The 26965-nt window shown below is 37.2% G+C and carries 16 protein-coding genes and 1 tRNA gene; all 17 read left to right on the top strand.

The window, feature by feature from the left end; translation table 11 throughout:
- The first annotated feature begins 51 nt into the window (after positions 1-51).
- Positions 52-1470, top strand: a complete 1419-nt coding sequence (locus tag CRO54_RS11380) for a glycoside hydrolase family 125 protein (RefSeq protein WP_097132027.1) — start codon at positions 52-54, stop codon at positions 1468-1470.
- 53 nt (positions 1471-1523) lie between these two features.
- On the top strand, positions 1524-2600 hold the full coding sequence (locus CRO54_RS11375) for a glycoside hydrolase family 76 protein (protein WP_097132024.1): 1077 nt from the start codon (positions 1524-1526) through the stop codon (positions 2598-2600).
- 34 nt (positions 2601-2634) lie between these two features.
- Positions 2635-3867 carry an L-fucose:H+ symporter permease gene (fucP, locus tag CRO54_RS11370; RefSeq protein WP_097132021.1) on the top strand — a complete coding sequence of 411 codons (1233 nt, stop codon included), beginning with the start codon at positions 2635-2637 and terminating at the stop codon, positions 3865-3867.
- A 174-nt stretch (positions 3868-4041) separates the two neighbouring features.
- Entirely contained in the window at positions 4042-7248 is a 3207-nt protein-coding gene (locus tag CRO54_RS11365; protein WP_097132020.1) for a SusC/RagA family TonB-linked outer membrane protein, read from the top strand.
- 27 nt (positions 7249-7275) lie between these two features.
- On the top strand, positions 7276-8892 hold the full coding sequence (locus CRO54_RS11360) for a RagB/SusD family nutrient uptake outer membrane protein (protein WP_240775086.1): 1617 nt from the start codon (positions 7276-7278) through the stop codon (positions 8890-8892).
- A gap of 40 nt (positions 8893-8932) precedes the next feature.
- Entirely contained in the window at positions 8933-10081 is a 1149-nt protein-coding gene (locus CRO54_RS11355) for a SusE domain-containing protein (RefSeq protein ID WP_097132016.1), read from the top strand.
- 65 nt (positions 10082-10146) lie between these two features.
- Positions 10147-11316 carry a glycoside hydrolase family 76 protein gene (locus CRO54_RS11350; protein WP_097132014.1) on the top strand — a complete coding sequence of 390 codons (1170 nt, stop codon included), beginning with the start codon at positions 10147-10149 and terminating at the stop codon, positions 11314-11316.
- Between the two features lie 235 nt (positions 11317-11551).
- Positions 11552-13375, top strand: coding sequence for a glycoside hydrolase family 2 protein (locus CRO54_RS11345; RefSeq protein ID WP_097132012.1), 1824 nt, complete (start codon positions 11552-11554; stop codon positions 13373-13375).
- Between the two features lie 36 nt (positions 13376-13411).
- Positions 13412-15286 (top strand): T9SS type A sorting domain-containing protein, encoded by a 1875-nt coding sequence (locus CRO54_RS11340; RefSeq protein ID WP_097132010.1) that lies wholly within the window; start codon positions 13412-13414, stop codon positions 15284-15286.
- 261 nt (positions 15287-15547) lie between these two features.
- On the top strand, positions 15548-16402 hold the full coding sequence (locus CRO54_RS11335) for an alpha/beta hydrolase (protein ID WP_240775084.1): 855 nt from the start codon (positions 15548-15550) through the stop codon (positions 16400-16402).
- A 70-nt stretch (positions 16403-16472) separates the two neighbouring features.
- A complete protein-coding gene (locus CRO54_RS11330) occupies positions 16473-16970 on the top strand; it encodes a cupin domain-containing protein (protein WP_097132008.1) in 498 nt (165 codons plus the stop codon).
- 175 nt (positions 16971-17145) lie between these two features.
- Positions 17146-17218 (top strand) — tRNA-Phe (locus tag CRO54_RS11325).
- A gap of 210 nt (positions 17219-17428) precedes the next feature.
- Complete coding sequence (locus tag CRO54_RS11320) at positions 17429-18004, top strand: RNA polymerase sigma factor (protein WP_097132006.1); 576 nt, start codon at positions 17429-17431, stop codon at positions 18002-18004.
- Positions 18005-18150: 146 nt separating this feature from the next.
- The gene (locus CRO54_RS11315; protein ID WP_097132004.1) at positions 18151-19281 is read left to right on the top strand and encodes a FecR family protein; all 1131 of its coding nucleotides are present in this window, start codon (positions 18151-18153) and stop codon (positions 19279-19281) included.
- A 127-nt stretch (positions 19282-19408) separates the two neighbouring features.
- Positions 19409-23041, top strand: coding sequence for a SusC/RagA family TonB-linked outer membrane protein (locus CRO54_RS11310; RefSeq protein ID WP_097132002.1), 3633 nt, complete (start codon positions 19409-19411; stop codon positions 23039-23041).
- A gap of 10 nt (positions 23042-23051) precedes the next feature.
- Positions 23052-24404: a RagB/SusD family nutrient uptake outer membrane protein gene (locus CRO54_RS11305; RefSeq protein ID WP_097132000.1), complete on the top strand. Its 1353-nt coding sequence runs from the start codon at positions 23052-23054 to the stop codon at positions 24402-24404.
- A gap of 7 nt (positions 24405-24411) precedes the next feature.
- Positions 24412-26943, top strand: coding sequence for a zinc-dependent metalloprotease (locus CRO54_RS11300; RefSeq protein WP_097131997.1), 2532 nt, complete (start codon positions 24412-24414; stop codon positions 26941-26943).
- Positions 26944-26965: the final 22 nt, after the last annotated feature.

Genomic DNA, 26965 nt, shown 5'->3' with positions numbered 1-26965 from the left:
GTGCTTTAAAGTGTCATATTAATAAGTTTTTTATCATAAAAAGTAGAAGTTTTGAAACGTAGATCTTTTATAAGAAATGTTAGCTTGATTGGTGGTGCGCTTTATTTAGGCAACCCACTGTCTTATGCCAGTTCGTTAAATTTTAAAGAGGTGAGAACGCCTTTGTCTAAAAGAAATTTTAGTAGTCCTGCAATAGAAAAGGCAATAGTAGAATTTACCAAGCGTGTAAAAAACAAAGAACTAGCATGGCTTTTTAATAATTGTTTTCCGAATACATTAGACACTACGGTTAGTTTCTCTTTAAAAAACGGAAGGCCAGATACGTACGTAATTACTGGAGATATAGATGCGATGTGGCTAAGAGATAGTACAGCGCAGGTTTGGCCGTATTTGCCTTTCATGAAAAAAGACGAAAAGTTAAAACAGTTAATAGCTGGAGTAATTAATCATCAAACGGCATGTGTATTGAAAGATCCGTATGCCAATGCTTTCTACAATGATCCTCATAAGCAAGGAGAGTGGAAAGATGATATTACTGACATGAAGCCAGGGATACACGAAAGGAAATGGGAGATAGATTCGCTTTGCTATCCTATTCGTTTAGCTTATCATTATTGGAAAGAAACTGGCGATAAAAGTTGTTTCGACACGAATTGGCAAAATGCGATCAAAGCAACCTTAAAAACGTTCAAAGAGCAACAAAGAAAACAAGATTTAGGTCCTTATCATTTCCAAAGAAAAACATCTTGGGCTACGGATGGGGTGCCAATGTCGGGTTACGGATACCCGGTTAAACCTGTGGGCTTAATTTGTTCGGCTTTTAGGCCTAGTGATGATGCTACTGTTTTCTCTTTCTTAGTACCTTCTAACTTTTTTGCGGTAACGAGTTTAAAACAAGCATCAGAAATGATGAAAGTAATTGTTGGAGATGAAAAAACAGCTACTGAACTACTTGATTTAGGCTTGGAGGTTGAAGCTGCTTTGAAGAAACATGCTATAGTACACCATAAAGAGTTCGGAGATATTTATGCATTTGAGGTAAATGGATTAGGTAGTTACAACCTAATGGATGATGCAAATATACCGAGTTTGTTAGCAATGCCTTACTTAGGAGCCGTATCTCTTGAAGATCCAATCTATCAAAATACTAGAAAATTTGTATGGTCTGAGCATAACCCATTTTTCTTTACAGGTACTACCGGAGAAGGAATTGGGGGGCCACACATAGGTTTGGATATGGTTTGGCCAATGAGTGTAATCGCTAAAGGTTTAACCAGTACAAGCAACGACGAGATTAGCCAATGTATAAAAATGCTGCAAAATACCCACGGCGGAACTGGGTTTATGCATGAATCTTTTCATAAAGATAATCCGGAGAAGTTTACTAGATCATGGTTTGCATGGACAAATACCATTTTTGGAGAATTTTTATGGAAAGTCTTTAATGAGAGACCAGAATTGTTGTCTTAACTAGAAGAAATTGTATTGATATACCCCTTTCATTTTTAATAAATAGATGAATTATGATTTTTAAAAAAATTACCTTACTTACCGTTGTTCTTTTTGTTTCTGGACTTGTCGCCGCACAAGAGTCTAAATATATCGATCGTGTTAAAAAGATTGATCATGCTGTAAACACCTATTTAAAAGCGAATAAAACGTCGTTATATTACGAGAGTACGGATAGTGCTAAAAACGAAAATAAACATTCGTGGTTGTGGCCATTGTGCGCATATTTACAGGCAACTAATGAAATGGAAGTGTTGTTTCCGGGAAGTAATTTCATGAAGCCAGTTGTAAAAGCAGTTGACCAGTATTGGGTAAACACCAAACCAATTCCCGCTTATCAGGATTATGTTACAAAAGAAAAAATTACCACTAAATATTACGATGATAACCAATGGGTAGCTATTACCTATTTAGATGCTTATAAGCGTAATGGCAACAAGAAGTATCTAAAAGAAGCTCATAAAATATATGATTTTATTCTTTTTGGGCTTGATACTGTTGCTGGTGGAGGAATATACTGGAGAGAGAAAGATATGACTACAAAGAACACGTGTTCTAATGGTCCTGGGGTGTTGGTGGCACTTAGACTTTATCAACAAAATCCTAAACCAGAATATTTAAAAACAGCTATAGCTGTTTACGATTGGACTAAAAGTCGTTTGCAATCTCCGGAAGGCGTTTATTGGGATAATATCCAAATTCCATCTTTAAAAATTAACAAAGACACTTACACATACAATACTGGTACAATGTTACAGTCGGCTGTTATTTTATATAACCTTACTAAAGATGCCAAATATCTTGAAGAAGCAAAGCGTGTAGCAAAAGCAGGTAAGGCGCATTTCTTCAAAAATAATAGGTTGCCAAACGAATACTGGTTTAATGCCGTAATGCTTAGAGGTTATATGGAGCTGTATAAAATTGATAAAAATCCAGAATGGATAAACTTCTTTAAAACAGATGCCGATGCGATATGGGAAAAAGAACGTAACGAGCAAAATTTAGTGGGCACACGCTCAGAAAAACGATTAATAGATCAGGGGGCGATGATAGAAATTTATTCGTTACTGGCGCAAGTAGAGAAATTATAATATAAACAAAACTTAACCCTCTATAATAAACACCATGCAAGAAAAAGTTCGATTTACAGAAAACAAATTTTTAATAACGCTTGTCTTCGTTACCTCCCTATTTATGTTTTGGGGCATTGGCATCACTATGGGCGATGTACTAAACAAGCATTTCCAATCTGTGCTTAATGTTTCGAAGGCCAATTCGGGTTTGGTACAGTTTTCTATTTTCGGCGCATATTTTATCATGAGTATTCCTGCAGGTTTGTTTATGAAAAGATTTGGTTATAAAAATGGGGTCTTATTAGGACTTGTCCTTTTTGCCGCAGGCTCTTTTTTATTCGTTCCCGCTGCAAGTGCAGAATCATTTGGGTTTTTTCGTATCGCATTATTCATTCTTGGTTGTGGTCTTGCTACATTGGAAACAGTAGCTCATCCATTTATGGCTTCTTTGGGCGACCAACGCAGTAGTGATCAACGTGTGAATTTTGCGCAGGCATTTAACGCTGTGGGCACAATGATAGGACCTGCTCTTGGAACCTATTTCTTGTTTCGCGGCGCTGCAAGTCAGGGAGAAGGTATGGAGTCCGTGAAAAATCTCTACTTGGGAATTGGCACTGTAATTTTAATAATTGCTGTTGCATTTAGTTTCGTTAAAGTTCCTGCGCTTGCAGATCCACACGAAGAAATAGCGGAAACAAATACCGAAGCAGTTAATGTGGACATAAAGCCAGCTAAGAAACTTTTTCAGCACAAACACTTTGTTTGGGCAGTAGTTGCGCAATTTTTTAATGTAGCAGCGCAAGGTGGCACTTGGGCATTCTTTATCAATTATGGCCATGAAGTAATGGGATTCTCTGATGAAATTGCAGGTCACTATTTAGTGCTTTTCATGGGGATGATGCTTGCTGGAAGGTTTATTGGTACTTTTTTAATGAAATATATTTCGGCCAGTAGATTACTTGCAATATTCGCTTTATTAAACATCGTAATGTGTCTTATTGTAGCACAGGGATTAGGATGGACTTCTTTTATCGCATTATTATTTATCAATTTTTTCTTTAGCATCATGTTTCCTACAATTTTTAGTTTGGGCATCAAAAACTTAGGAAAGCATACGCAACAAGCATCATCATTTATTTCTATGGGCGTTGTAGGTGGTGCTGTGTTTCCTTTCTTAATGGGATTAATTGCAAATCAGAGTGTTGCTGCTGCTTTTTATTTGCCAATTATCTGCTATCTGGTCATCTTTTTATTTGGAGCCAAATTTTATAAAGTTAAGCACTAAACGAGAATGTGGCCGGCGAACTTAGCCTAGCACTTCCTTATAGAAAATAAATTTAAAACCAATTACTAACCAAAAGCCAATGTAAAATGAATGAGTTAAATCAAAAGAAATCAAGAGTTTGCTAAGCATCTCCTAGAAATAACCAAATAAAAACCTAAATGATACAATAAAGCTATGATCAATAAATGTCGTTCGCAGTCGGCAAAAAGTATCTTTTCATCTTCCTTAGACGATAGACCATTTTTTGCTGCCAGATTATTTATCTTGTTTATACTCTTTTATGGCAGTATATCTTTCGCATCAGAAGAAAATAAACAAGCAACTAACAAGTACGGTTCTAAACAGACCAGTGCAAATCTCTCTAACAAACTACAAGATTTAATTGTTTCAGGTTATGTTTTGGATTCCGAAAACTTACCATTGGTTGGTGTTGCCGTGGCAGAAAAGGGAACCAAAAAAGTAACAGTTACAAATTCTGAAGGATATTTCTCATTAAAATCACAAGTAGGAGCTATTCTAGAATTTTCTTTTGTAGGCTTTAAAAAGTCATCGTTTACCGTAGTAAATGCAAATGAAATTAAAATTAAGCTACAGGAGGATACTCAGTTAATGAACGAAGTAGTAGTAATTGGCTACGGTACTACTACTCGTAAAAGTGTTACAGGAGCAATAGATCAGATCAAGTCTTCTATAATAGAAAACCGTCCTGTAGCGAATACTACTCAGGCATTGCAGGGAGTTTCACCCAGTCTCGTAATTCAGCAAAGAAGTATGAATCCTAACGATAATACGCTAAATATTAACATTAGAGGTGTAAGTACTTTCAATAATACAGAACCTTTGGTAGTAATAGATGGTGTAATTGCGAACAGTACAGGAGCGCTAAACAGTCTTAATCCAAGTGATATTGAAAGCATATCTGTGCTAAAAGATGCTGGTAGTGCCGCCATTTATGGTTCACGTTCGGCCAATGGAGTGTTGTTAGTAACCACCAAAAAGGGAAGTAAGAATATGACTCCCCGAGTATCGTTTAGCACAAGTGTAGGTTCTCAAAATCCAGAAGTCTTGCTAAAGCCAGTTGTTGGTTACGAGAATGCTATGCTGCGTAACGATGCCTATGTCAATTCAGGTTTAGCCCCTGTATATTCATCTCAACAGATTCAGGATTTTGCTACTCACGATTCAGAATATATGATGAATGCCATTTTAAAAGATGGTTTTCAGCAAACGCATAATGCAAGTGTCAGAGGCGGTTCAGAAAATACCTCTTATATGGTATCAGCAGGTTATTTCGATCAGAGAAGTAATTTTAGAGGTCCAGATTATGGTACAAAAAGATATAATTTCCGTTTAAACCTAACCGCAGAATATAAAAAGTTTAAATTAACTACTATAGCTGCTTATGACAGAACCGAAGGGAAATCATTTCAAGGAAATACAGGGTTTTTGTTGGCAAACTCAGCTCGTGTTCCTGTCTATAATACTTACAAGCCTTTACCAGAAAATGGACGTTATTATGCAAACGAAATATTAAATAGTAATCCACTTGCTGATTTGGAGCAAGGTGGCTTTACTAAAACTGATAATGACCATTTTCAGGGGATTGTAAACGGAGAATACGAAATTATTAAAGGACTAAAAGCAAAAGCGATTTTTGGTTTAGACCTTAATCCTGATCACCGCCTAATCAGAAGATTTTTTGTGCCAATCTATGATTTATCAGGTTCGGATACACCAATTAACGCTAGTACTTCCAATAATTATAGTATCGAAGATTATAACGGAAAAGCAACTTATTTGAATAGTCAGTTTCTACTAGATTTTAACCGTACTTTTAATAAAGATCATAATATCACAGCCTTAGCAGGTTACTCTAATGAGTCTTATCGTCAACAAAGAAACGAAATTAAGAAACAATTTGTAGATCCGGAATTAGGTGTGCCTATAGAGACTACAATTATAGATGTAAGTAGCTATAACACACCTGGAGGTACAACAGAAAGAGCTTTAGCTTCTGTGTTCGGTCGTTTAGGTTATATTTATAAAGATAGGTACTTCGCCGAAGTAAGTATGAGGTATGATGGGTCTTCGAAATTTGCAAAAGAAGAGAGATGGGGGTTTTTTCCATCTGTTTCTTTAGGATGGAGAGCGTCTGAAGAAAGTTTCATGAAAGCATATAAGGAGCGTGTAGGGGATTTAAAAATAAGGGGTTCTTATGGTACTTTAGGGAATCAAAGTGCCGACGATTATCAAACCTACACTACCTATACCGTATATAATAATCAATATGGATTTAATAATGTTGCGGGAAGTGGTACTGGATATACCTTTGGAAATCCCAACTTAAGATGGGAGACCTCTAAAACTTTTAATATTGGTGCAGATGCAGGGTTTTTTAAAAATAAGTTAAATGTTTCATTTGATTACTTCCATAAATTAACGTCGGGTATTTTACTTACGCCGCTTGTACCTGGCACTTTAGGTGGTGCAGTAGCTAATGCCAATATAGGGTCAATGAAAAATCAGGGATGGGATCTAAGCATTAATTATCGTCTTAAGCACAGCGATTTTAACCATACTTTCGGATTTAACCTTGGTGATTCTAGAAATGAGGTTACAGAATTTGAAGGATTTGAAAGGATAGATAAATCTGATGAAATAGAACGTATCACAAGAGTAGGTTTGCCTTACGCTTCCTATTATGGCTATAAGATGGACGGGTATTTCCGTAATCAGGAAGAAATATTGTCTGCTGCGATACCAATCGGAGCAGATTTACAACCCGGAGACATCAGGTATGTGGATAGAAATGGAGATGGTGTAATTAATGATAGCGATAGATTTGTTTTAGGCCACGCTTTTCCAAGATTTACATTTGGTTTTAACTATAATTTTGAATGGAAAGGATTCGATATAGGTATGTTGTGGCAAGGCGTTGGTAAACGTGAAATGGCTTTACGTGGAGAATCGATCGAGCCATTTCATGGCAATTATTCATTCGTAATATTCCAACACCAATTAGATTATTGGACACCAGACAATCAGGAAGCAAGATATCCTCGTTTAACAGCTCCATCAACCTCATCTACAACTAATAATTACGGTAAAGGTTCTGATTTGCAAATATTTAATGCAGCTTATTTAAGGCTTAAAAATATTCAAATTGGTTATTCACTTCCTAAATCGTTGACACAAAAAATAGGAGCTCAAAAAGTTAGATTCTTTTTGAATGCGCAAAATATGATCACGTTAAGCCACCAGTCATTCATAGATCCTGAATCTTCAGAGTTTGGTTCTAATATGGGAGCTGGTGGAGCAAATAGTGGAAGAAACTATCCATTGATCAAATATTTTGGTGGTGGTTTAAATGTGGAATTTTAAGAAGAAAAGGATTATATCATGAATAGTATGAAATATACAATTGCAATCATATTTTCCGGATGTGTATTGCTTACAGGATGTGTAAAACTGGATGTTGCACCAACAGATAGATTTACAGAAGCAAACTATTGGAGCACAGCAGATAAAGCTTCTTCGGTTGTAAATATGGCTTACCGCCAGATGTTTAGTAGCGACAACCTTTTTAATAACGAGGTTTTAAGCGATAATGTTTATTCTGGTTACGGAAACACTAATGAAAAATTAATTGCAACTGGCCAGGCAGATGCATCTAATGGACGCTTTGCCAGCGAGTGGGATGATTGTTATGGTGGTATTAAAACCTGCCACACATTTCTAGAGAATGTAGACCGCGTTCCTAATATGAATGGTGCACTAAAAGAACGCATGAAAGCTGAAATACGCTTTATAAGAGCATTTCTTTATTTGAGATTGACAACTCATTTTGGCGATGTACCTTTCTATACAAAGGATATTACCTTAGCAGAATCTAAGTCAATAGCTCGTACACCAAGCACACAAATCAAAAACTGGATTCATACAGAATTAGATGAGGTTGCTGCTGTACTGCCTTCAAATCTGGATTACGCAGTTGCAGACAGAGGTAGAATTACCAAAGGAGCTGCTGTTGCACTAAATGCTAGGGCGTATTTGTATGAAAGTAATTTTCTTAAAGTTGCCGAGTACTGTAATAAGCTAGTGAATACTACCAATTTTGGTACCTATACCTTATTTCCAACTTATGAGGGGTTATTTTTAGCATCTAATGAATATAATAGCGAAAGTATTCTCGAAATGGGCTACGTTCCGCAGTTGCGCACATGGGGTAATCTTGTAGATTATGCTCCTTTATCTGCCGAAGCTCGTCTTAGCCTTGCTGCACCAACACAAGAATTGGTTGATTCTTATTTAATGACCAATGGTAACAAATGGGTAGAAGGAAATGCTCCCTATGCTGGCCGTGATTTTAGAATGGGTGCAACCATAGTTTATGATGGCTCTACATGGAGAGACAGAAGCGGGGTGACTTACCCAATTGTAATAAATCCCGATGGAGTTAATCCAGCTGGAAGAGTTTCCAATAAATACACAGGTCAGGGACAGGCTACCACTGCTACAGGATATTATTATCGTAAATATGCAGATCCTAATCCTTCAACTTACACATTAGGTTGGGCATCGAACTTAAACTTACCATTAATAAGATTTGCAGATGTTCTTTTGATGTATGCTGAGGCGATGCATGAAAATGGTGCGATGACACAGGCCGTATGGGATCAGACCATAAAGCCATTGAGGTTAAGAGCAGGATTTGATAATACTACTGCTGCGGTTGGTTTTCCTACTACGGCAACTCCGTTACAGTTGCAAGAAATTATAAGAAACGAAAGACGTTGCGAGCTTGCTTTGGAAGGACTACGTGTATTTGATATACGCAGATGGAAAACTGCACCAGTTGTATTAACATCAGACCGTAGAGGAGCCAAATTTGAAAAGGTTGGTGGCGTTTTCGAATATATTAAACTTACTCCAGGCAGATTTAACGTGAACAGAGATTATCTGTGGGCAGTTCCAAGAAAAGAAAGAGTTCTTAATGCAAATTTAAGTCAAAATCCAGGATATTAATTATTAAAAAAACTTAGTGGTTAACATTAAAAACATAAATATGAAAACAAAAATATTCACACAATTAGCATTATTACTAATGGTAATTGTTTCGTTCACAAGTTGCAAAAAGAAAGACGAATTAAGAGAGGTAAAGGTTTCTGAGGTAAGTAATTTGTACGAACCAGCAGATAATAGAACCGTTAATTTGCAACCAACGGCTACTGCCAGCGTATTTTTCGAATGGGAAAAAGCAACGGCTGATGATAATAGCATTGTTTACTACGATGTATTGTTTGATAAAGCAGGTGGAGACTTCTCTAAACCTATTTATTCTGTTAGTTCTGACAACAAAGGAACTAGTTCTGGTCTTACCATTACACATAGAATATTAAATAGAATAGCGGCGCTAGCAGGTGCAGCTTCTGGAGAACAAGCTGCTTTAAAATGGACGGTAGTATCATCAAGAGGCATGTCTAAAACCAAATCAGCTTTAAGCAGAAACCTCACCATTACAAGATTAGAAGGTATAGAAGCACCATTGGCTGTATTTATTAGCGGCGAAGCATCTGAAGGAGGAACAGATCTTTCTAAAGCACAGCAATTAAAAGCATTAGACGGTGGTAACGAATTTGAAATATACACCAGGTTAACAGTTGGTAAAAAATATCATTTTGTAGATTCAAGACAAAATGTATCTAGAACATTTACTGTAGATCCGTCGGGAACAAGTTTTAAGGAAAATAATAATGGTGCTGAGGTAGCTAAAACCGCAGTTTATAAAATTAAAATAGATTTTCTTTCTGGAAGTGTGGTGATTAGAGAGTTACAATCTATAGGGATTTTGTTAAGCGATCAAAACCGAGTTACGCATACTTTTACTTACCAAGGTGGAGGCGTATGGAAACTAGCTAACTATAATGTAATTTTCGTTAACAAAGGCGGATGGCAAGAAGACCGTTACAAGTTTGTTTATACATTCAATACTGGTGTTGAGAATTGGGGGCAGCTAGGAAATTCAGACAATCGTCCAAACTTAGCTACCGAGTCTTATTTCCAAATGAAACCAGTAGAAGCTGGCGCATTTACAGGTGTATTTAAATTTGCCAACGATTTCTACGATGCTGCTAACCTTGCAAAGAACTTTGTTGACGTAACCATAACAATGAATGCCAGTGGAGCATACACACATAAAATGGTTAAAATATAATAATTTTTAGTAGTCAAAGAGGATGTTTGGTAATTAAGCTAAACATCCTTCTAAAAGATTTTGTCATGAAATTAAAATTATATATCACAGTATGCTTGTTAATCGTTTTCGGGTTTTACTCATGCGGAAAAATTAATGATGAGTATATCGAAAGAAATCCAATACCAAAAATAGATTGGAATAAAGTAGCAGATAGCAGTAGTCAGGCTTTAATGACAGCTTACTGGAATACAACGAAACATCATTTTAATAATAATAATCTAGGTGCAATTGGTCAATATGATTATTGGCCGGAGGCGCATGGTTTAGAAGTCTTAATTGATGCTTATGAGAGAACAAAATCAGACCTATACAAGAATGCCATTAATGATTTTTACCAAGGCGTAAGAGTAAAAAATGGAAATAGTTTCTATAATAATTACTATGATGATATGGCTTGGCATGCGGTAGCGCACTTGAGAGCCTTTCAAGTAACTGGAGATACTCGCTATGAGACATCAGCTAAATATTTATGGGACGAAATAGTTAAAGGTTGGAATGATTTTGATGGTGGGGGTATCAGATGGAATCACGAAGAGAATACAGCAGGAAGAAGTAAAGGTATTCCTACTAACGGGCCATCTACAATTACTGCCGCAAGACGCTGGCAAAAATACGGAGAGGCTCAAACCGCTCTTGGGTTAAAGAACAACGTATGGTACAATAGAATTTATGATTGGATGAAAAACCACAGAGTAGTTCAACAATCAGGTAGGGTGTTCGAAACTATAGATAATACTAGGGGAGACTGGACTTATAATACAGGTACATATATTGGCTCGGCATTAGAAATTTATAACATTACTGGAGACAGAACTTATTTGAAAGATGCGATAAAAACTGCCGATTGGACGATGGCAAACCTTATCAATACCAATAATAGGGTATTGTCAGACTGGGCAGAGCAACAAGATCATGATGTGAATTTGTTCAAAGGCATCTTTATAAGATACTTTACTCAGTTAATTATGCATAAAGATTTGCCCGAAGCAAATAGAAAGCGTTACATCACTTTTATAAAGCATAGTGCAGAAACTTTATGGCTTAAAGGAACGCTAAAAACACCTGTTCCTTTGTATGGCTATCATTGGTGGGAAGCCCCCCAAACGGCTAATGTATCTCTTCGTGCACAAATAAGTGGCTGCACTTTAATGGAAGCAATGGCACTATTGCAAAATAAAGGGCTTCTAAACTAGGTATTTGCATTTAATTAAGGACTGTTTAAATTTTCAATGAAAATAAATACTTAGGCGGTTGGGGACATTCGCCTATAGCAAGTCGCTAGAGTTTGGTGTCCTCACCAAACTCAACCTGTCAAATATTTATTCCATTTTTTAAACAGTTTCTAAGTCAATTTCTGCAAAATTTATTCTTGTGTAAATTGACTTAATCAGGTTACTAAAACGATTTAATGAATTAAGGCAATTGAAAATGAAAGCAAAATTCTCTTTGTTAATACTATTGTTTACAAACTCCTTTCTGTTTGCGCAATGGAAACCCGCTGGAGATAAAATCAAAACAAAATGGGCCGAAACAATAGATTCTAAAAATGTTTTGCCAGAATATCCAAGGCCAATTATGGAACGTATAGACTGGATAAATTTAAACGGCTTGTGGGATTATGCAATAGTTTCTGCAGGTAAGCCGCAGCCTGCTGATTTTCAAGGTAAAATATTAGTGCCTTTTGCTGTAGAATCTAGTTTGTCTGGAGTGCAAAAAGAATTAGGGAAAACTAAAGAACTTTGGTATCGAAGAAAATTTGAAATACCAGCCAATTGGAGTGGGAAGAACATCCTATTGCATTTTGGTGCGGTAGATTGGAAAGCGGATGTTTTTGTAAATGATATAAAAGTTGGTTCACATACAGGAGGATATACAGCTTTCGATTTTGACATTACTCCATTTCTTACCACAGGATTACAAGAAGTAGTAGTAAAAGTATGGGACCCAACAGATGACGGATATCAAGCAAGGGGTAAACAAATCAAGAATCCTCATGGAATATGGTACACTCCAGTATCAGGTATTTGGCAAACAGTTTGGTTAGAGCCTGTAAATGAGCAATACATCGCTAACGTAAAATCAACTTCAGATGTTGACAATAATAAGTTGTTAATACATGTTAATGCTCAAAATGCTAACTCTACATCAATTATAGAAGCTATTGTAAAAGAGGGAAACAAAGTAATTGCGGTTGTTAAGTTTGCTGCTGGACAAAAAACAGAAATCTCAATTCCAAATGCTAAACTATGGTCACCAGAATCGCCATTTTTATATGATTTGGAAATCAAGTTATTTAATAAAGGAAAATTAATAGACAATGTGAAAAGCTATGCCGCGATGCGTAAAGTTTCTTATAAAAGAGATCAACAGGGCATAGTGCGTTTGCAATTAAACAATAAAGATTATTTTCATTTTGGACCATTAGATCAGGGTTGGTGGCCAGATGGTTTATACACCGCTCCAACAGACGAGGCTTTGCTTTATGATATCAAAAAGACCAAAGAACTTGGTTACAACATGATCCGCAAACATGTAAAGGTAGAGTCTGCTAGATGGTATACCCATTGTGATAAAGTAGGCATACTGGTTTGGCAAGATATGCCCAACGGAAATGGAACACAATCACCGAAATGGCAAATGCGTCAATTTTTTAATGGAGAAGAATTGGTAAGGTCGGTTGAGTCTGAAGCAGATTATAGAAAAGAGTGGAAAGAGATTATCGACAATTTATACTCTTATCCTTCTATCGTTACTTGGGTACCATTTAACGAAGCTTGGGGTCAGTTCAAAACAGTAGAGATTTCAGAGTGGACAAAAAGATATGATCCCTCTAGGCTAGTTAATCCTGCAAGTGGAGGAAATCATTACCGTACCGGCGATATGTTGGATATTCATCATTATCCTGGACCAAGTTTAACCGTTTATGAAAACGATTCTGAAAGAGCTACAGTTTTAGGAGAATACGGGGGAATAGGTTTACCGCTAAAAGATCATTTATGGCAAGCAGATAAAAATTGGGGGTATGTACAATTTAAAAATGCGAAAGAAGTGACAGATGAGTACGTTAAATATGGCGAAGAACTTTTGAGGTTAATTAAAATGGGATACTCGGCAGCCGTTTATACTCAAACTACTGATGTAGAGGGTGAGGTAAATGGTTTAATAACTTACGACCGTAAAGTAGTGAAAGTGGAAGAGAATAGAATGAAAGAAATAAATCAGAAAATAACCAACTCATTAAATAAAAAATAAAATCATATTTCCTTAACAAGTTAAAATCAAAAAGTTATGAAGACAAAATTTACTTTTTATTTTGTGCTAATGCTACTTTTCAGCATAAATGCTATAGCTGCTATTCCGCCAGCTTCTCTCTCGTTGCAGGGAACCGCTACAGAAACGGGAGCGTCAATTCCGATGAAGTTAAACGGTAATGTTTACGAACTTTATACCTCTTTAAAGACTGGAGATTATTCTTTTGCCGGCGATAACACGATAGCTACTGCAAATATCACCGTTACTGGAACTTTGGTGCCTCATCGTATTCGTGTAGATTATTCTGGTGCTACTCCAGTGGTAGATGTTAAAAGAATACAAAATATAACTTTATGGGCACCTTGGAATGCATTCTCTATAGGCACTTTAAGTTATGTTGGTAATTCATCTTTTAAAGCGACAGGTTTATCTGGAATTGCAGGGTGGGGAGACGATAGATACCGTATACGCTTAAATTTAGAAGGCGGAGTAATAGAAACTTTCCAGCCAGGGCCATCTGCCTCTGGTGGTGTTCCAGATGGTAGCACTCCTCAATCTTACTATGATCTCTATTTTTTAAACAGTAATGATAAGTGGCCAGGTGGAGCTAAAGAATATAAAATAGCTTCTAAGTATAACAATACAGGTACGCTGTTTAATGCTGAGGTTATTTTTAGTAATACATCTAATTACACCCATAAAATAACTGATTACGTTGCCGATTTAGTAATTGCAGATAACCTAACTATCTCTGGCTCTGCGTTGGAAACCACTACTGCTGTATTAAAGAAAAAAGATGTCGGTGTTTTTGAATTCGTAGGAGGTCTTCAGGCGGGTAGTTTTACAATATCAGGAACCGCTAATAGCCAAACGTATAACTACACAGTAACCAATAACACAGTAGTAGAAGGTAATACTGCTTTAGCAGTTACTGGTGTGTTAAAACCTTATTATATTAAAATAGATTTAGTAAATAAAACTTTTGTTCGCCAAGAAATTAATAGCGTTTATTTGTACATGAGTAGCAATGGTTGGGGTGGAGATAAGTTATTGTTACCTTATACCAATAATGGTAAATTTACAGGTACAAAAGTAAGCCCTGTTTGGCCTGCTACTATGAATGATGAGCGGTATAAAATTAAAATGGATTTAGCCAATGGTGCATCTGTTTTTTGGGGGTCTGTCAATTTTGATAATCCAAGTCGCCCAGCAGATAATCTTTTTACAGGGCCTCTATACGGATTGTATAGTGTTAATAGTGACGATTACCAATACTCTTATAAATTCCGTGGAAATACTAAAAACCAACAGATTGCTATTGAATTAGATTTTAATGCAAATGGTGCATATAATCATAGGTATGAAATTGGAGCGACCTTACCTTTAGATCTAATAGATTTTAAAGCCATCCCCACAAACGGGAAAATTAATTTAGTTTGGAAAACAGAAAATGAAGTTAATTTTAAAGAATTTGAAGTAGAAAGAAGCATAAATGGTTTAAGTTTTACTACTATAGGTAACAAACCTACTAACAAATTAGCTGGGCCACAAACCTACTCATTCACAGATCATAGCATAGTAACTTCATCAACCCTATATTACCGTTTAAAAATAGTTGATAATGATGGTACCTACAAGTATAGTGAAATTGAGGCTGTAAAATTACCTAGTTTAAGTAAAGCTCATTTTAAAGCATGGAGTACAGGTTCATCCCTTCAAATTCAGCATCCAACTACAGAAAATAATGCAGAGGTTAAGGTGTTTAGTGTTAGCGGTAACCTTTTAACGAAAGTTTCAACACAGAAAGGTTATAGTTCTGCTGAAGTAAATATTGCCAGCTTAGCTGCGGGAGTTTATGTAGTCGTTTTTAAGGATGGACATCAACAATATACTTCAAAGTTCGTTAAATAGGGATAAGATAGGCAAGGTTTAAAATACAGTTTTACTAAACCGATTAAAATCGCTGTAGACTTGTACTGAGATAATCCGCAAGGTATCGGAAATTATTTCAGTACAAGTCTATTATATTAGAAGTTAGATTTCTTGCTGAAAATCACAAAGAATAGTAGAACTTGGATAAAAGCTACTCGAAGGTTATTCGAAGTGCATATCTAGTGGACATCTAAGGAATACTAAATTTCTACAACCTAAGTTTAGTTAATTAAATCAGATATGATAAATACTATTACAATACCAAAGAGCGCAATGCTATTAATGTTTTTATTTTTTAATACAATATTTTCGGTGTTTGGGCAACAGCAAGGATATCTGGAAAGTAAAAACATTAGCTATTACAAAAATAATCTTCTGGATAAAGATAAAAAGGAACGATGCGTTTTGGATGTTTATTATCCTAAAGATATGAAAAGTTTTACCACCGTGATTTGGTTTCATGGAGGAGGGCTAACTGGAGGTAATAAAGAGATACCAACAGAATTGAAAGATAAAAACATCTGTGTAGTAGGCGTAGGTTATAGATTATCTCCCATGGTAAAATCTCCGGCCTACATAGAAGATGCAGCGGCAGCAGTGGCATGGGTTTTTAATAATATAGATAGATTTGGAGGGGATAAGAGTAAAATATTTATTGCTGGCATGTCTGCGGGAGCGTATTTAGCTAATATGATTACCCTAGATAAATCATGGATGGAAAAACACGCAATAGATGCAAATAAATTGGCGGGATTAATTTCTTTTAGCGGTCATACCATCACACATTTTACGATTAGGCAAGAAAAAAAAATGGCAGCAACAAAAGTAATAGTTGATGAGTTAGCGCCTCTTTATCACGTTCGACCTGATGCCCCGCCCATATTATTAATTACTGGAGATAGAGAATTAGAATTGTTGGGTCGCTATGAAGAGAATGCATATTTAATGCGCATGTTGAAGGAAACAGGACATAAAGATGTAAAGTTATTGGAAATTCAAGGCTATGGTCACGATATGGATAAACCTGCCTACCGTTTATTATTGTCGGAAATAGAGAGGATAAATAAACTTAATAATTTAAAGAGCAAAAAGTAACTGATCTAATCGGAAGAAAATTTAAAATTAATAAAGCATTTAATTATAGCATTTAATTATAGCATTTCAAATGGATAATAATAAGAACCAATTTTTTAATAAAGTAGAACAACAATTAGTAAAACAAGGATTAAAATTAAGTGCAAAAGATTTTAACAGACCTTGGGGCGGTTTTTTTGTTATAGATGAAGAACAGGCTCAATATTTTGCAGACTTATATTTCGACGGAATTAATGTGGATGAACTAAGAATTGGAGGTAAACTTAGTCCTAAGGTTCTGGTTGTTGCACCTGAACAGCGTTTATCTTGGCAGTATCATCACGGCCGTGCCGAAATTTGGCAAGTGATTGAAGGAAATGTAGGCATTGTAAGAAGTGACACTGATTTAGAAGGTGAATTAAAAATATACCATAAACAGGAACGGATTGTATTAAAACAGGGCGAAAGACACCGACTGATTGGTTTATCCGACTGGGGGATAGTTGCGGAAATATGGCAGCACACCAATCCAGGAAACCCTTCTGATGAAAATGATATTGTACGTATACAAGACGATTATAGCAGATAAAACGCTTTGGTGCAAATAATGGATACTGCGTTTTAATTAATTGGCTTTGGTTTCATCTGGTTCAAGTTTCGTTTCTGGTTGTTAAATCGCATCAGAGTAAGAAATGAAATCAATAAAATTTTGTTTTCATTTCGCTTTTCAAAAAAAGAAGTTACATTTGCATTCCCAAACGGGAGGTGCCTTAGCTCAGTAGGTAGAGCAAAGGACTGAAAATCCTTGTGTCGCTGGTTCGATCCCAGCAGGCACCACTTCCACAGACCCCGAAGTAAATTCGGGGTTTTCTGTTTATACACATTCCTAATTTTCTATTGAATGATGGTTGACGGCGTTTTCGATCGCTTCACATGAACTAATATTTTGAAATTAATCTAGTAATTCTAGAGAACATCCGTTTTTACAATACTTAATTGTCTTAGAAATAATCCACTAGAGAGATTTTGTTTATTTTTGAAATTCAAATGGATGCATATCAACAAATTTCGGATACAGAGCTACTACAGCTTCTACAAAAAGGCGACCGTGTTGCTTTTGCCGAATTGTTTCAGCGATACCATCAGTCACTATATTTACATGCTAAAAAAATGCTTCGTGATAGCGATGAAGCTAAAGATGTCGTACAAGAAGTCTTTGCCGCCATTTGGTCTAAACGCGAAACGTTAGCACTTTCAGGTGAGGTAGCTCCCTATCTATATGGTGCTACTCGAAACAGAATTCTTAACATCATGGCGCACCAACAGGTGGTTTCTAAATATGCAGATTCGATAACTGCTTTTATGGAATTAGGTGTTTCTTACACGGAAGATCAGTTCAGAGAAAAGGAATTGGCTCAAATTATTGAGCGGGAAATTGCATCGTTACCAGATAAGATGCGAGAAGTGTTTGAATTGAGCAGAAAAGAAGAGCTTTCTTATAAAGAAATTGCTGAACGTCTAAATATTTCGGAGCATACGGTTAAAAAGCAAGCACAAAGGGCACTTAAAATCCTTCGATTGAAGATTCGTGTCGCATTGTTTATACATTTTTTGCCTTTTTGATTTTTTTTTCATTTCAACGTACCCCTAAGTCTTCTTTAGCTGTCTGTTTTAATAGAGGGGCAACCCATTAAACCTAAACAAACCACATTTCTTTGATAAAGTATCTTAATGATACTGCCTTTTTAAAGGAAATGTCATGATATACGATGACCAAACAGACAGGTGCAAGTTTATTGCAAAAATTTAGAGACGGTAGTATCAATGCCGAAGAACGCAAATTACTCGAAAGTTGGTATTTGCATTATGCAAATCAAGCAGAGCCTTTTGAGGATACCGAAGTTTTCCGTAAAGATCTTGAAGACTTGCGTAACAACTTTTTTCTGAATGCTCAAGAGCCACGCAAAGTAAGACTTTGGCCTCGAGTAGCTGTGGCTGCGGCCATAGCTGGACTTATTTTCACCGTAGGGATATTCACCTATAGATCAGTAGATGAAAAAAATAATCCTGATAAAATAGCTTATGCCAACGATGTTCTCCCTGGAAAACAAGGCGCAACGCTTACTTTGTCAGATGGAAAGCAAATCTATTTGTCGGGCGCAATGGATGGCGAGCTTGCTCAACAGGCTGGCGTTAAGGTTCGCAAAACAAAAGATGGGCAGTTAATCTACGAGGTAAAGAAAGGTGCAGCTAATGCAAATCAGTACAATACACTGGCTACCGCTAAAGGAGAAACCTACCAAGTTCGACTTCCAGATGGTTCAATAATATGGCTAAATGCTGCATCAAGTTTAACTTATCATCCCCAATTAGTTGAGCAAGGCACACGTAAAGTGACACTTTCTGGAGAAGCTTATTTCGAAGTAGCAAAAGATCAAAAACACCCCTTTGTTGTAGAGACGAAAGGTCAAACCATAGCCGTATTGGGTACAAGGTTCAACGTCAACAGTTATCATGATGAAGAGGTAACTACCACCACACTTTTGGAAGGTAGCGTAAAATTGGAGACGGCTACAGGTCAAGCTTTGAAGTTGCGTGTTGGTCAGCAAGCTCAGTTGAAGAACAATAACCTGAGCACTTCTGAAGTAAATGCAGAAGATGCTGTGGCTTGGAAAGACGGCGTTTTCCTTTTGGCTGGTCAGGATTTGGAAACCGTAATGCGACAGGCCTCTCGTTGGTACAATGTAGAGGTAGCATTTGAAGACGAGTCGATAAAGAGAGAAGTACTCAAAGGATCGCTATCGAGGTTTGAAAATATTTCGCAGTTGCTAGAAGTTTTAGAAAGCACTGGCTCTGTTCACTTTAAAGTAAAAGGAAGGAGGGTCGTTGCTATAAGATAGAGTTCTATATAATTAGGAATGGCACTAAAAAAAGCTGGGAATGCTACGAACATCCCCAGACTATAAATTTAGTGTTCCAGAAGAATATTTGAGATACAACAACTAAATCACTAAACAAACAAATGTAATGAAAATTAAGGATCAAAAAGAGCCTTGGCATTCTGCTTTGGCGACTAATCCATTAGTAAGAATAATGAAGCTAACCATGATAATTATGACCGTTTTCTTGATGCAGCTAAGTGCAGCAGGACTCGCTCAAAATGTAACTTTCAAAAAAAATAATAGCTCTCTTAAAGAATTTTTTACTGAAATAAGAAAACAGACCGGATACCATGTGGTATGGCAGGAAGGCAAAGTGAATGATGCGATCAAGATCAATGCAGCATTTCAGGCTACGCCATTAGAACAAGCGTTAGAACAAACGCTTTCGGCTAAAAATTTAGCTTACGAAATCGTTAACAAAACGGTGGTGGTAAAGCCTAAAGAAAAAGGTTTGCTGGATCGTATCAAGAGTTATTTCGCTAGGATAACTGTTAGTGGAAAGGTGTTGGATACCGAAACAAATTTACCAATGCCTGGTGTGACCGTTAAAATTACAGGAACTAATAAATCTGCAGTCACAGATGTAAATGGATTATTCAAAATCGACGATGTAGAAGAAAATGCTTCTCTGAGCTTATCGAGTGTAGGTTATGCTTCGCGGAGTATGGCTGTACAAGAAAATATGTTAATACGCCTTTCGCCTGTCACGCAAGAATTAGATGGAGTAGTGATCTCTACAGGTTATCAGGAAATCAAAAAAGGAACTACTACCGGAGCCGCAAATGTAATTACGTCTAAGGAAATTGAAGAAACACCAAGTATCAATTTAATGGAAAGATTGGAAGGTAAAATTCCAGGAGTACAATTTGATATCAGAAAAAATACGATACAGGTTAGGGGAACTAGTTCTTATACAGGTAAATCTCCATTGGTAGTTATTGATGGCTTTCCAGCTGTAAATCAGGATTTAACAACCGTTACAAATAGTGTTATAGAATCTAGACCAAATAATAGAAATCAGCCAGAAACTTCTGGAAATGCAATATTAAGTACATTTAACCCAGCTGATATCGAAAGTATAACTTTCTTAAAAGATGCTGCCGCTTCTGCAATTTGGGGAGCTAAAGCAGCCAACGGTGTTATCGTTATCACAACGAAGAGAGGAAAGAAAGGAACGTCTTCAGTTAATTTTTCTGCGACTACTGGTCTTTCTGCAGCAGCAAAATTGTCTGATTTAAATTCAATGACCAATGCGCAGTACATTGAATTAGAACAAGAATTAGTCGATAAAAACTTTATCCAAGATCCAGTGGCCAACCTTATCGCTTCGCCAACAAATGGTTGGAGAACAGGACCAGTAACGGAAGCCCAAGAATGGATGTTTAGGGCAAAGAGAAACCCTGCATTAATTCCGCAAAGAGATGCTGCGTTGAAAGAGCTGGCAAGCCGTTCCAATCATGACCAAATAAGGGACTACCTTTTGCAAACAGCCATGCAACAACAATATAACTTATCATTTGCTGGAGGTAAAGGAAATAGTTCTTATTATATTTCGGGTAACTATACCAAAGATCGCCCCGTTTTTAAGAGTAACGAAGCAGAAAAATATTCGGTATTATCTAACCTGACTAATAACTTCCTGAATAATCGTTTGATTGTTACTACAGGTCTTAACTATAATTATTCAAAAAGTAAGGTAAATACTGCTGCTATTTCAGCGTTAAGCGAAGGCTCTCTCGGGTTGGCTCCTTACGAACTGATGGTAGATGCGAATGGAAATAGAATACGTAAGGGTGTAGTTTTTACTACGCGTACATCTGATAGCTTAACTCGAGTTAGGAATTTGCTACCGTGGACATACAACGCTATAGATGAGCTAGCGTATGGAAATACCGTGAATACCGGTAACGTTATCCGCATAAATTCTTCGGTAAAAGGTATCATTACCAATTGGTTAAATTTCACAGTATCTGGACAGCTTCAAAAATCTATTGAAGAGCAAGTTAACTTGAAAAACGAAAATAGTTATTACACCCGTAACCTGATCAATACTGGTACAAGCCAGCAAAATGTTGCGCTGCTAGGAACTGTATACGGCTTTCCTAAAGGAGGAATTTACCAAGCTGGACGTGTAAACCGTAATGATTATGGCTTAAGAGCTCAATTTGATGTAAAAAAAGATTTTGGTGCAGACCATCATTTTGATATGATTGTCGGTTCTGAGATCCGTGAAGAAAAAGCAAGTGGCTCGGAGCAGATGCTTTACGGATACAATGAAGAATTATCGACCAGTATCAATGTGAATACCGTTGGCAATGCTGCTAGGTATTATAATATCTATGGTAACCAAGTTTCGATTGGTCAGCCAAATAACCTTATTTCTCGCAATATTAGAAGATACTTGTCTTATTATGGAAATGGAAGTTATTCTTATCTTGGAAAGTACCACGCTACTGCCAGTGCTCGTTTCGACGATGTTAACGTATTAGGGGTAAGTAGAAAAGCTCGTGCTACACCACTTTGGTCTGCTGGTTTGCGTTGGGATGTTTCTAAGGAAGATTTCATGTCCGACATCCGTTGGGTTTCAGGTTTAAGTTTACGAAGTTCGATTGGTGTATCTGGGAATATTCCTGAGCAATCTTCAAATTTTACCACCATACGTTTAGGTTTAGTAGATGGTTATACACAATTGCCTTATGCTAACATCGGATTTCCTGTAAACCAGGATTTAGGTTGGGAAATCACAAAAATGACCAACATTGGTTTAGATGTAGCTCTTTTTAATAATAGAGTGAGTTTCAACTTCGATTACTATAAAAAAAATGTTAGCGACCTATTAATAGCTCTACCAATTAATTCTACCTACGGTTGGCAAAGTTTAACTTACAATGCAGGAACGCTGAAAGCACACGGAGTAGATTTAGGTATTACAGCAGAATTATTACGTACCAAAGATTTTAAATGGAACGCAATCTTTAATTATGGCTACAATACTAATGAAGTAACAGAATCTCGTATCCAACCACAAACGATTACTGGTCTTGCACTTACTAATGGTTATGCAGTAGATAATATTTGGGTATACAGATGGGCTGGTTTGGATAATTTGGGCAGAGGACAAATCTTTGATGCAAATGGGATTATCAAGTCTTCTACCGATAATACGATTAGAACAGAAGACAGGGTTGCTGCTGGAAGAACCGTTGCACCGCATTTTGGAGGTTTTACCAATACTTTCAGTTATAAAGGTTGGACTTTAATGGCTAGGGCAACCTATAACCTAGGCCATAAATTCTTGATCCAGAATATTTCGCAGGGCTTATATCCAACAAACGGAGGTTATTCAGGTATTATTGGGAATAATGCAGCCATCGTAAATCGCTGGAGAAATCCTGGAGACGAGGCATTTACCGACGTACCAGGTTTATCAAATGTAAATGTAAACTCTATAACCAGATATATTAACTCGGATTTAAATATTAGAGATGCTGGACAAATTCGTTTACAACAGGTTTCATTAACTTATGCTTTGCCAAATAGTATGCTTAAAGGTTTACCTTTCATCAAAGGAGTAAACCTTGGTGCTACAGTAAGCAACTTAGGTTTAATATGGGTTGCAAATAAAGAAGGTATCGACCCAGAATATCAAATGACAAGTATGTTTAACAACTTGCCTCCAACCCGTAATTATGTATTCAATTTAAATCTAACATTATAAGCTATAGATTATGCTTAAATATATATATAGTACCCTGATTGGCGTTATTTTATTGAGCGCTGCAGGCTGCAGGAAATACGTAGAGATACCTCCTGTAAATATCAAAATATTAAAGAATACTTCTGATCATCAAGCATTGCTTTATAACTCAACTTTATTGGAGTTGTCTTATTCCAATCCGTTATATGCAGCAGATGATTTAGAGAGTGATGACATTAGATGGCAGACAGCACTGTCTACAGTTAATGCAAATATCTACACTTGGGGAGAAAAAATATATAGTAATACAGAAGAGGATGCAGATTGGCAGAAACTTTACGAACAACTATATACTTGCAATACGGTCATCAATGGTGTTTTAGATAGCGAAGGCGGGTCAGAAGCGCAAAAGAAAACTATTCAGGCTTCAGCTTTGTTACACCGTGCTTTTATCTTTCATACCTTAGTAAACCTCTACGCTAAGCAGTACGATGCTAATACTGCTGCTACAGATCCAGGTATTCCATTGGTAATGGGTATCACGTTCTTTAATGATCTTAGTCGCTCAAGTGTTGCGAAGGTTTATGAACAAATTGAGACAGATTTGAACACTGCTTTACCAGCATTGAACAATTTGCCAGATTTCCCTACCAATGCCTCTAAAGTGGGTGCCTACGGAATGCTGGCAAGAGTAAATCTGCATAAACGTAATTTTGCAGAAGCAAAGAGAAATGCAGAACTAGCACTTTCCCTAAAAAGTAGTTTATTGAATTTAGGGGCGATTACTACACATCCTACTAGGAACTTACATCCTGAGAATATTTTCTTTAAGCGTGTATCTAGCTTCCCCGTTGCGCTTCCTATGACCGCTTCGCTTGAAAGTTTATTTGACACAAACGATATTCGTTATACAACGTATACTGCCCCAGCGAGTATATTTTGGCAGCCAACTTTTACCAACCGTTCTTATGCCAAACAACGTGTAATTTACGATGGTATTAACACTGGTCCAAGTGTGCCAGAAATGATGCTAATTAAAGCGGAATGTGATGCAAGAGCGGATAATACCGCTGCAGCAGTTGCTACGTTGAATGCACTGCGCCAAAACCGTTTCAAACCTGAGCACTATGTTGCCTTTACGGCATCAAATAGTGACCAAGCTTTGCGATTAGTTTTAGATGAACGCCGTCGCGAATTAATGGGTACTGGTATGCGTTGGTTTGATCAACGAAGATTGTCGAAAGACAATGGTTTAATGCCGACTGTGACACGTGTATTTAAAGGAACAGCCATCTCTTTAACACCAAATAGTAACCGTTATACTTTCCCTATCGGTGATAAATACATCCAATATAACCCAGAAATCACACAAAATCCAAGATAAGTTTAGAATGAAATTCAATAACAAATCAATTGTATTGTATGGGGCAATCAGCATCCTGACGTTAGGGTCGGGATGCGCCCTGTTTAAAAAGAAAAAGCCGGCTCCTGTTGCAAAAGTAGCAGTTGATCCAGCTAAAAAAACTGCAGATAGCCTGAAAAAGGCTTCTGCGATTAAGCCTTACGGCGAAATCATTACCAAAGGCACAAAAACACAAGCAGGTTATTTCAAGGTACATCAAAAAGAGAAAAAGTATTTTTTCGAAGTGCCAGATAGCATTTTAGGCCGCGAAATTCTGATTGTAAACCGTATTGCTAAGGCATCTGCCGATATGCGTAACGGTAATTTTGGCTTAGCTGGTGACCAAATTGGCGAAGGTGTATATCGTTTTGAGAAAGGAGCTAACGACAATCTTTTCCTCAAAAGAATATCTTTTACCGAGTTTGCCAAAGATAGCACAAGCGCTATGGCTGCCAGTGTGGTAAAAAATAATGTGCATGCCATTGCCGAAGCGTGGCCAATAGTAGCGTTAAGCAAAGATTCGTCGGGCGTAGTAGTGGATGTAACCGAGTTTTTAAATTCCGACAATGAAGTTACTTATTTTGATCGCAAGAACTACAAGGAACGTGCTGGTATGGGTGCACAACAAAACAATAAAAGCTACGTAGACTACATTCATGCCAATAACAACAATGTAGAGATTCGTGCGGTAAAAACCTATGCTGCGGGCAGAAACCCAACAAGCAGTAACTATACCGTAGAGCTAAACTCTTCTATGGTTTTATTACCTAAAGTTCCTATGCGTCCGAGAATTGCGGATCCACGAGTAGGCTATTTCTACAAATCATTCCGTGATTTTGATGCCAATGACCAAGGTGTAGAAACTACCGTTTATGCTACACGCTGGAGATTAGAACCTAAGCCCGAAGATGTTGAGAAATACAAACGTGGCGAATTGGTAGAGCCGGCTAAAAGAATTGTATTCTACATTGATCCAGTTACGCCAAAAAAATGGGTTCCTTATCTAATTCAAGGAGTAAACGATTGGCAAAAAGCTTTTGAAGCTGCAGGTTTCAAAAATGCAATTGAAGCTATAGAAGCGCCAACTAGTGCTCAAGACAGTACTTGGAGTATCGACGATGCCAGTCATTCGGCAATCATCTACCGTCCTTCGGCAGTAACCAACGCAATGGGACCTAGTGTGGCTGATCCACGCAGTGGCGAGATTATCGAGAGCCATATCTTTTGGTATCATAACGTAATGGCTTTATTGCAGAAATGGTATATGGCTCAGGCAGCAGCAGTTGATCCTCGTGCCAGAAAAGCAAAATTCGATGATAAGCTAATGGGCGAATTGATCCGCTTTGTTTCATCGCATGAAGTAGGGCATACCTTAGGTTTGATGCACAATTTCGGCTCCAGCTCTACTACGCCAGTTGAAAAACTTCGTGACAAGAAATGGGTAGAAAAACACGGACATACACCGTCTATTATGGATTATGCTCGTTTCAACTATGTAGCCCAGCCAGAAGACAATATTAGTGAAAAAGGTATTTTTCCGCGTATTGGCGATTATGATATTTGGGCCATTAAATGGGGATACACTTGGCGTCCAGAATTTGAAACTGCAGAAGAAGAAGCTAAAGTATTAAAGAAGTTAGTTACAGATTCTACACAACGTAACCCACGTTTATGGTTTGGTAATGAAATGGAGCAATTTGATCCTCGTTCTCAAAATGAAGATTTAGGTGATGATGCGATGTTGGCCAGTGCGTACGGAATTAAAAACCTAAAGCGTATGATGCCGCAAATAGATAAATGGATGAGCACACCAGGTGAAGATACCAAAGATCTATTTAAAGGTTATGAAGCCATCTGGGATCAGTATACGTTATACATGGGGCACGTGATGAAGAATGTTGCAGGTATTTATCATAATGTGAAATTAAATGGAGAACCGGGATTTGTGGTAAAACCAGTGTCTTTTGATAGGCAGCAGCGTGCAGTAAAATTTTTGAACGATTATTTGTTTACCACGCCAAAATGGTTGCATCATCCCGCCGTTGCCGACAAGCTTGGGGTGAATTTCAATTCTGAGCTTTATAAAATCCAAGAAGATATCTTGTATCCGATGATTAGTCGTGCTAAGTTGAGCAAGTTGCTTGATAATGAGACTAGCGGAAAAGGTTATGGGGTTAGCAACTTGTTGAATGATTTAGAGAAAGGCATATTGAGCGAGGTTTATGCGGGTAAAAACGCAGATGTAAATCGTCGTGCTATGCAGAAAATGTACATTAATAGGTTATTGATGCAGGCATTTTACGCCAATGATATGGTAGAGATTGTGCCTCCAGGAATTTACCGTTTCGGTACGAGCGATTTAAGAGGGATGTTCCAGGCTCGTTTAAAAGGTTATCAGACATTGTTCCGAAACACGTTGAAAAAAGGCGGGTTAAACAAGGAAACCCGTTGGCATCTAGAGCAAATGGATAAAATGATCGAACAAAAATTCAATGCTGAAAAGCAAGGAAATTTGAGATAAGATTTTTTCCTTAAAAACGAAA

The organism is Pedobacter xixiisoli, assembly GCF_900215335.1.
GTDB classification, from domain to species: domain Bacteria; phylum Bacteroidota; class Bacteroidia; order Sphingobacteriales; family Sphingobacteriaceae; genus Pedobacter; species Pedobacter xixiisoli.
The sequence above is the reverse complement of the archived record's forward strand: the minus strand, read 5'-3'. Positions and strand labels throughout refer to the sequence as shown.

Bases quoted from the DNA above. Each gene is read 5' to 3' on its own strand.
- CRO54_RS11375 (WP_097132024.1), top strand. From the start codon at position 1,524: ATGATTTTTAAAAAAATTACCTTACTTACCGTTGTTCTTTTTGTTTCT.
- fucP (WP_097132021.1), top strand. From the start codon at position 2,635: ATGCAAGAAAAAGTTCGATTTACAGAAAACAAATTTTTAATAACGCTT.
- CRO54_RS11365 (WP_097132020.1), top strand. From the start codon at position 4,042: ATGATCAATAAATGTCGTTCGCAGTCGGCAAAAAGTATCTTTTCATCT.
- CRO54_RS11360 (WP_240775086.1), top strand. From the start codon at position 7,276: ATGAAATATACAATTGCAATCATATTTTCCGGATGTGTATTGCTTACA.
- CRO54_RS11355 (WP_097132016.1), top strand. From the start codon at position 8,933: ATGAAAACAAAAATATTCACACAATTAGCATTATTACTAATGGTAATT.
- CRO54_RS11350 (WP_097132014.1), top strand. From the start codon at position 10,147: ATGAAATTAAAATTATATATCACAGTATGCTTGTTAATCGTTTTCGGG.
- CRO54_RS11345 (WP_097132012.1), top strand. From the start codon at position 11,552: ATGAAAGCAAAATTCTCTTTGTTAATACTATTGTTTACAAACTCCTTT.
- CRO54_RS11340 (WP_097132010.1), top strand. From the start codon at position 13,412: ATGAAGACAAAATTTACTTTTTATTTTGTGCTAATGCTACTTTTCAGC.
- CRO54_RS11335 (WP_240775084.1), top strand. From the start codon at position 15,548: ATGATAAATACTATTACAATACCAAAGAGCGCAATGCTATTAATGTTT.
- CRO54_RS11330 (WP_097132008.1), top strand. From the start codon at position 16,473: ATGGATAATAATAAGAACCAATTTTTTAATAAAGTAGAACAACAATTA.
- CRO54_RS11320 (WP_097132006.1), top strand. From the start codon at position 17,429: ATGGATGCATATCAACAAATTTCGGATACAGAGCTACTACAGCTTCTA.
- CRO54_RS11315 (WP_097132004.1), top strand. From the start codon at position 18,151: ATGACCAAACAGACAGGTGCAAGTTTATTGCAAAAATTTAGAGACGGT.
- CRO54_RS11310 (WP_097132002.1), top strand. From the start codon at position 19,409: ATGAAAATTAAGGATCAAAAAGAGCCTTGGCATTCTGCTTTGGCGACT.
- CRO54_RS11305 (WP_097132000.1), top strand. From the start codon at position 23,052: ATGCTTAAATATATATATAGTACCCTGATTGGCGTTATTTTATTGAGC.
- CRO54_RS11300 (WP_097131997.1), top strand. From the start codon at position 24,412: ATGAAATTCAATAACAAATCAATTGTATTGTATGGGGCAATCAGCATC.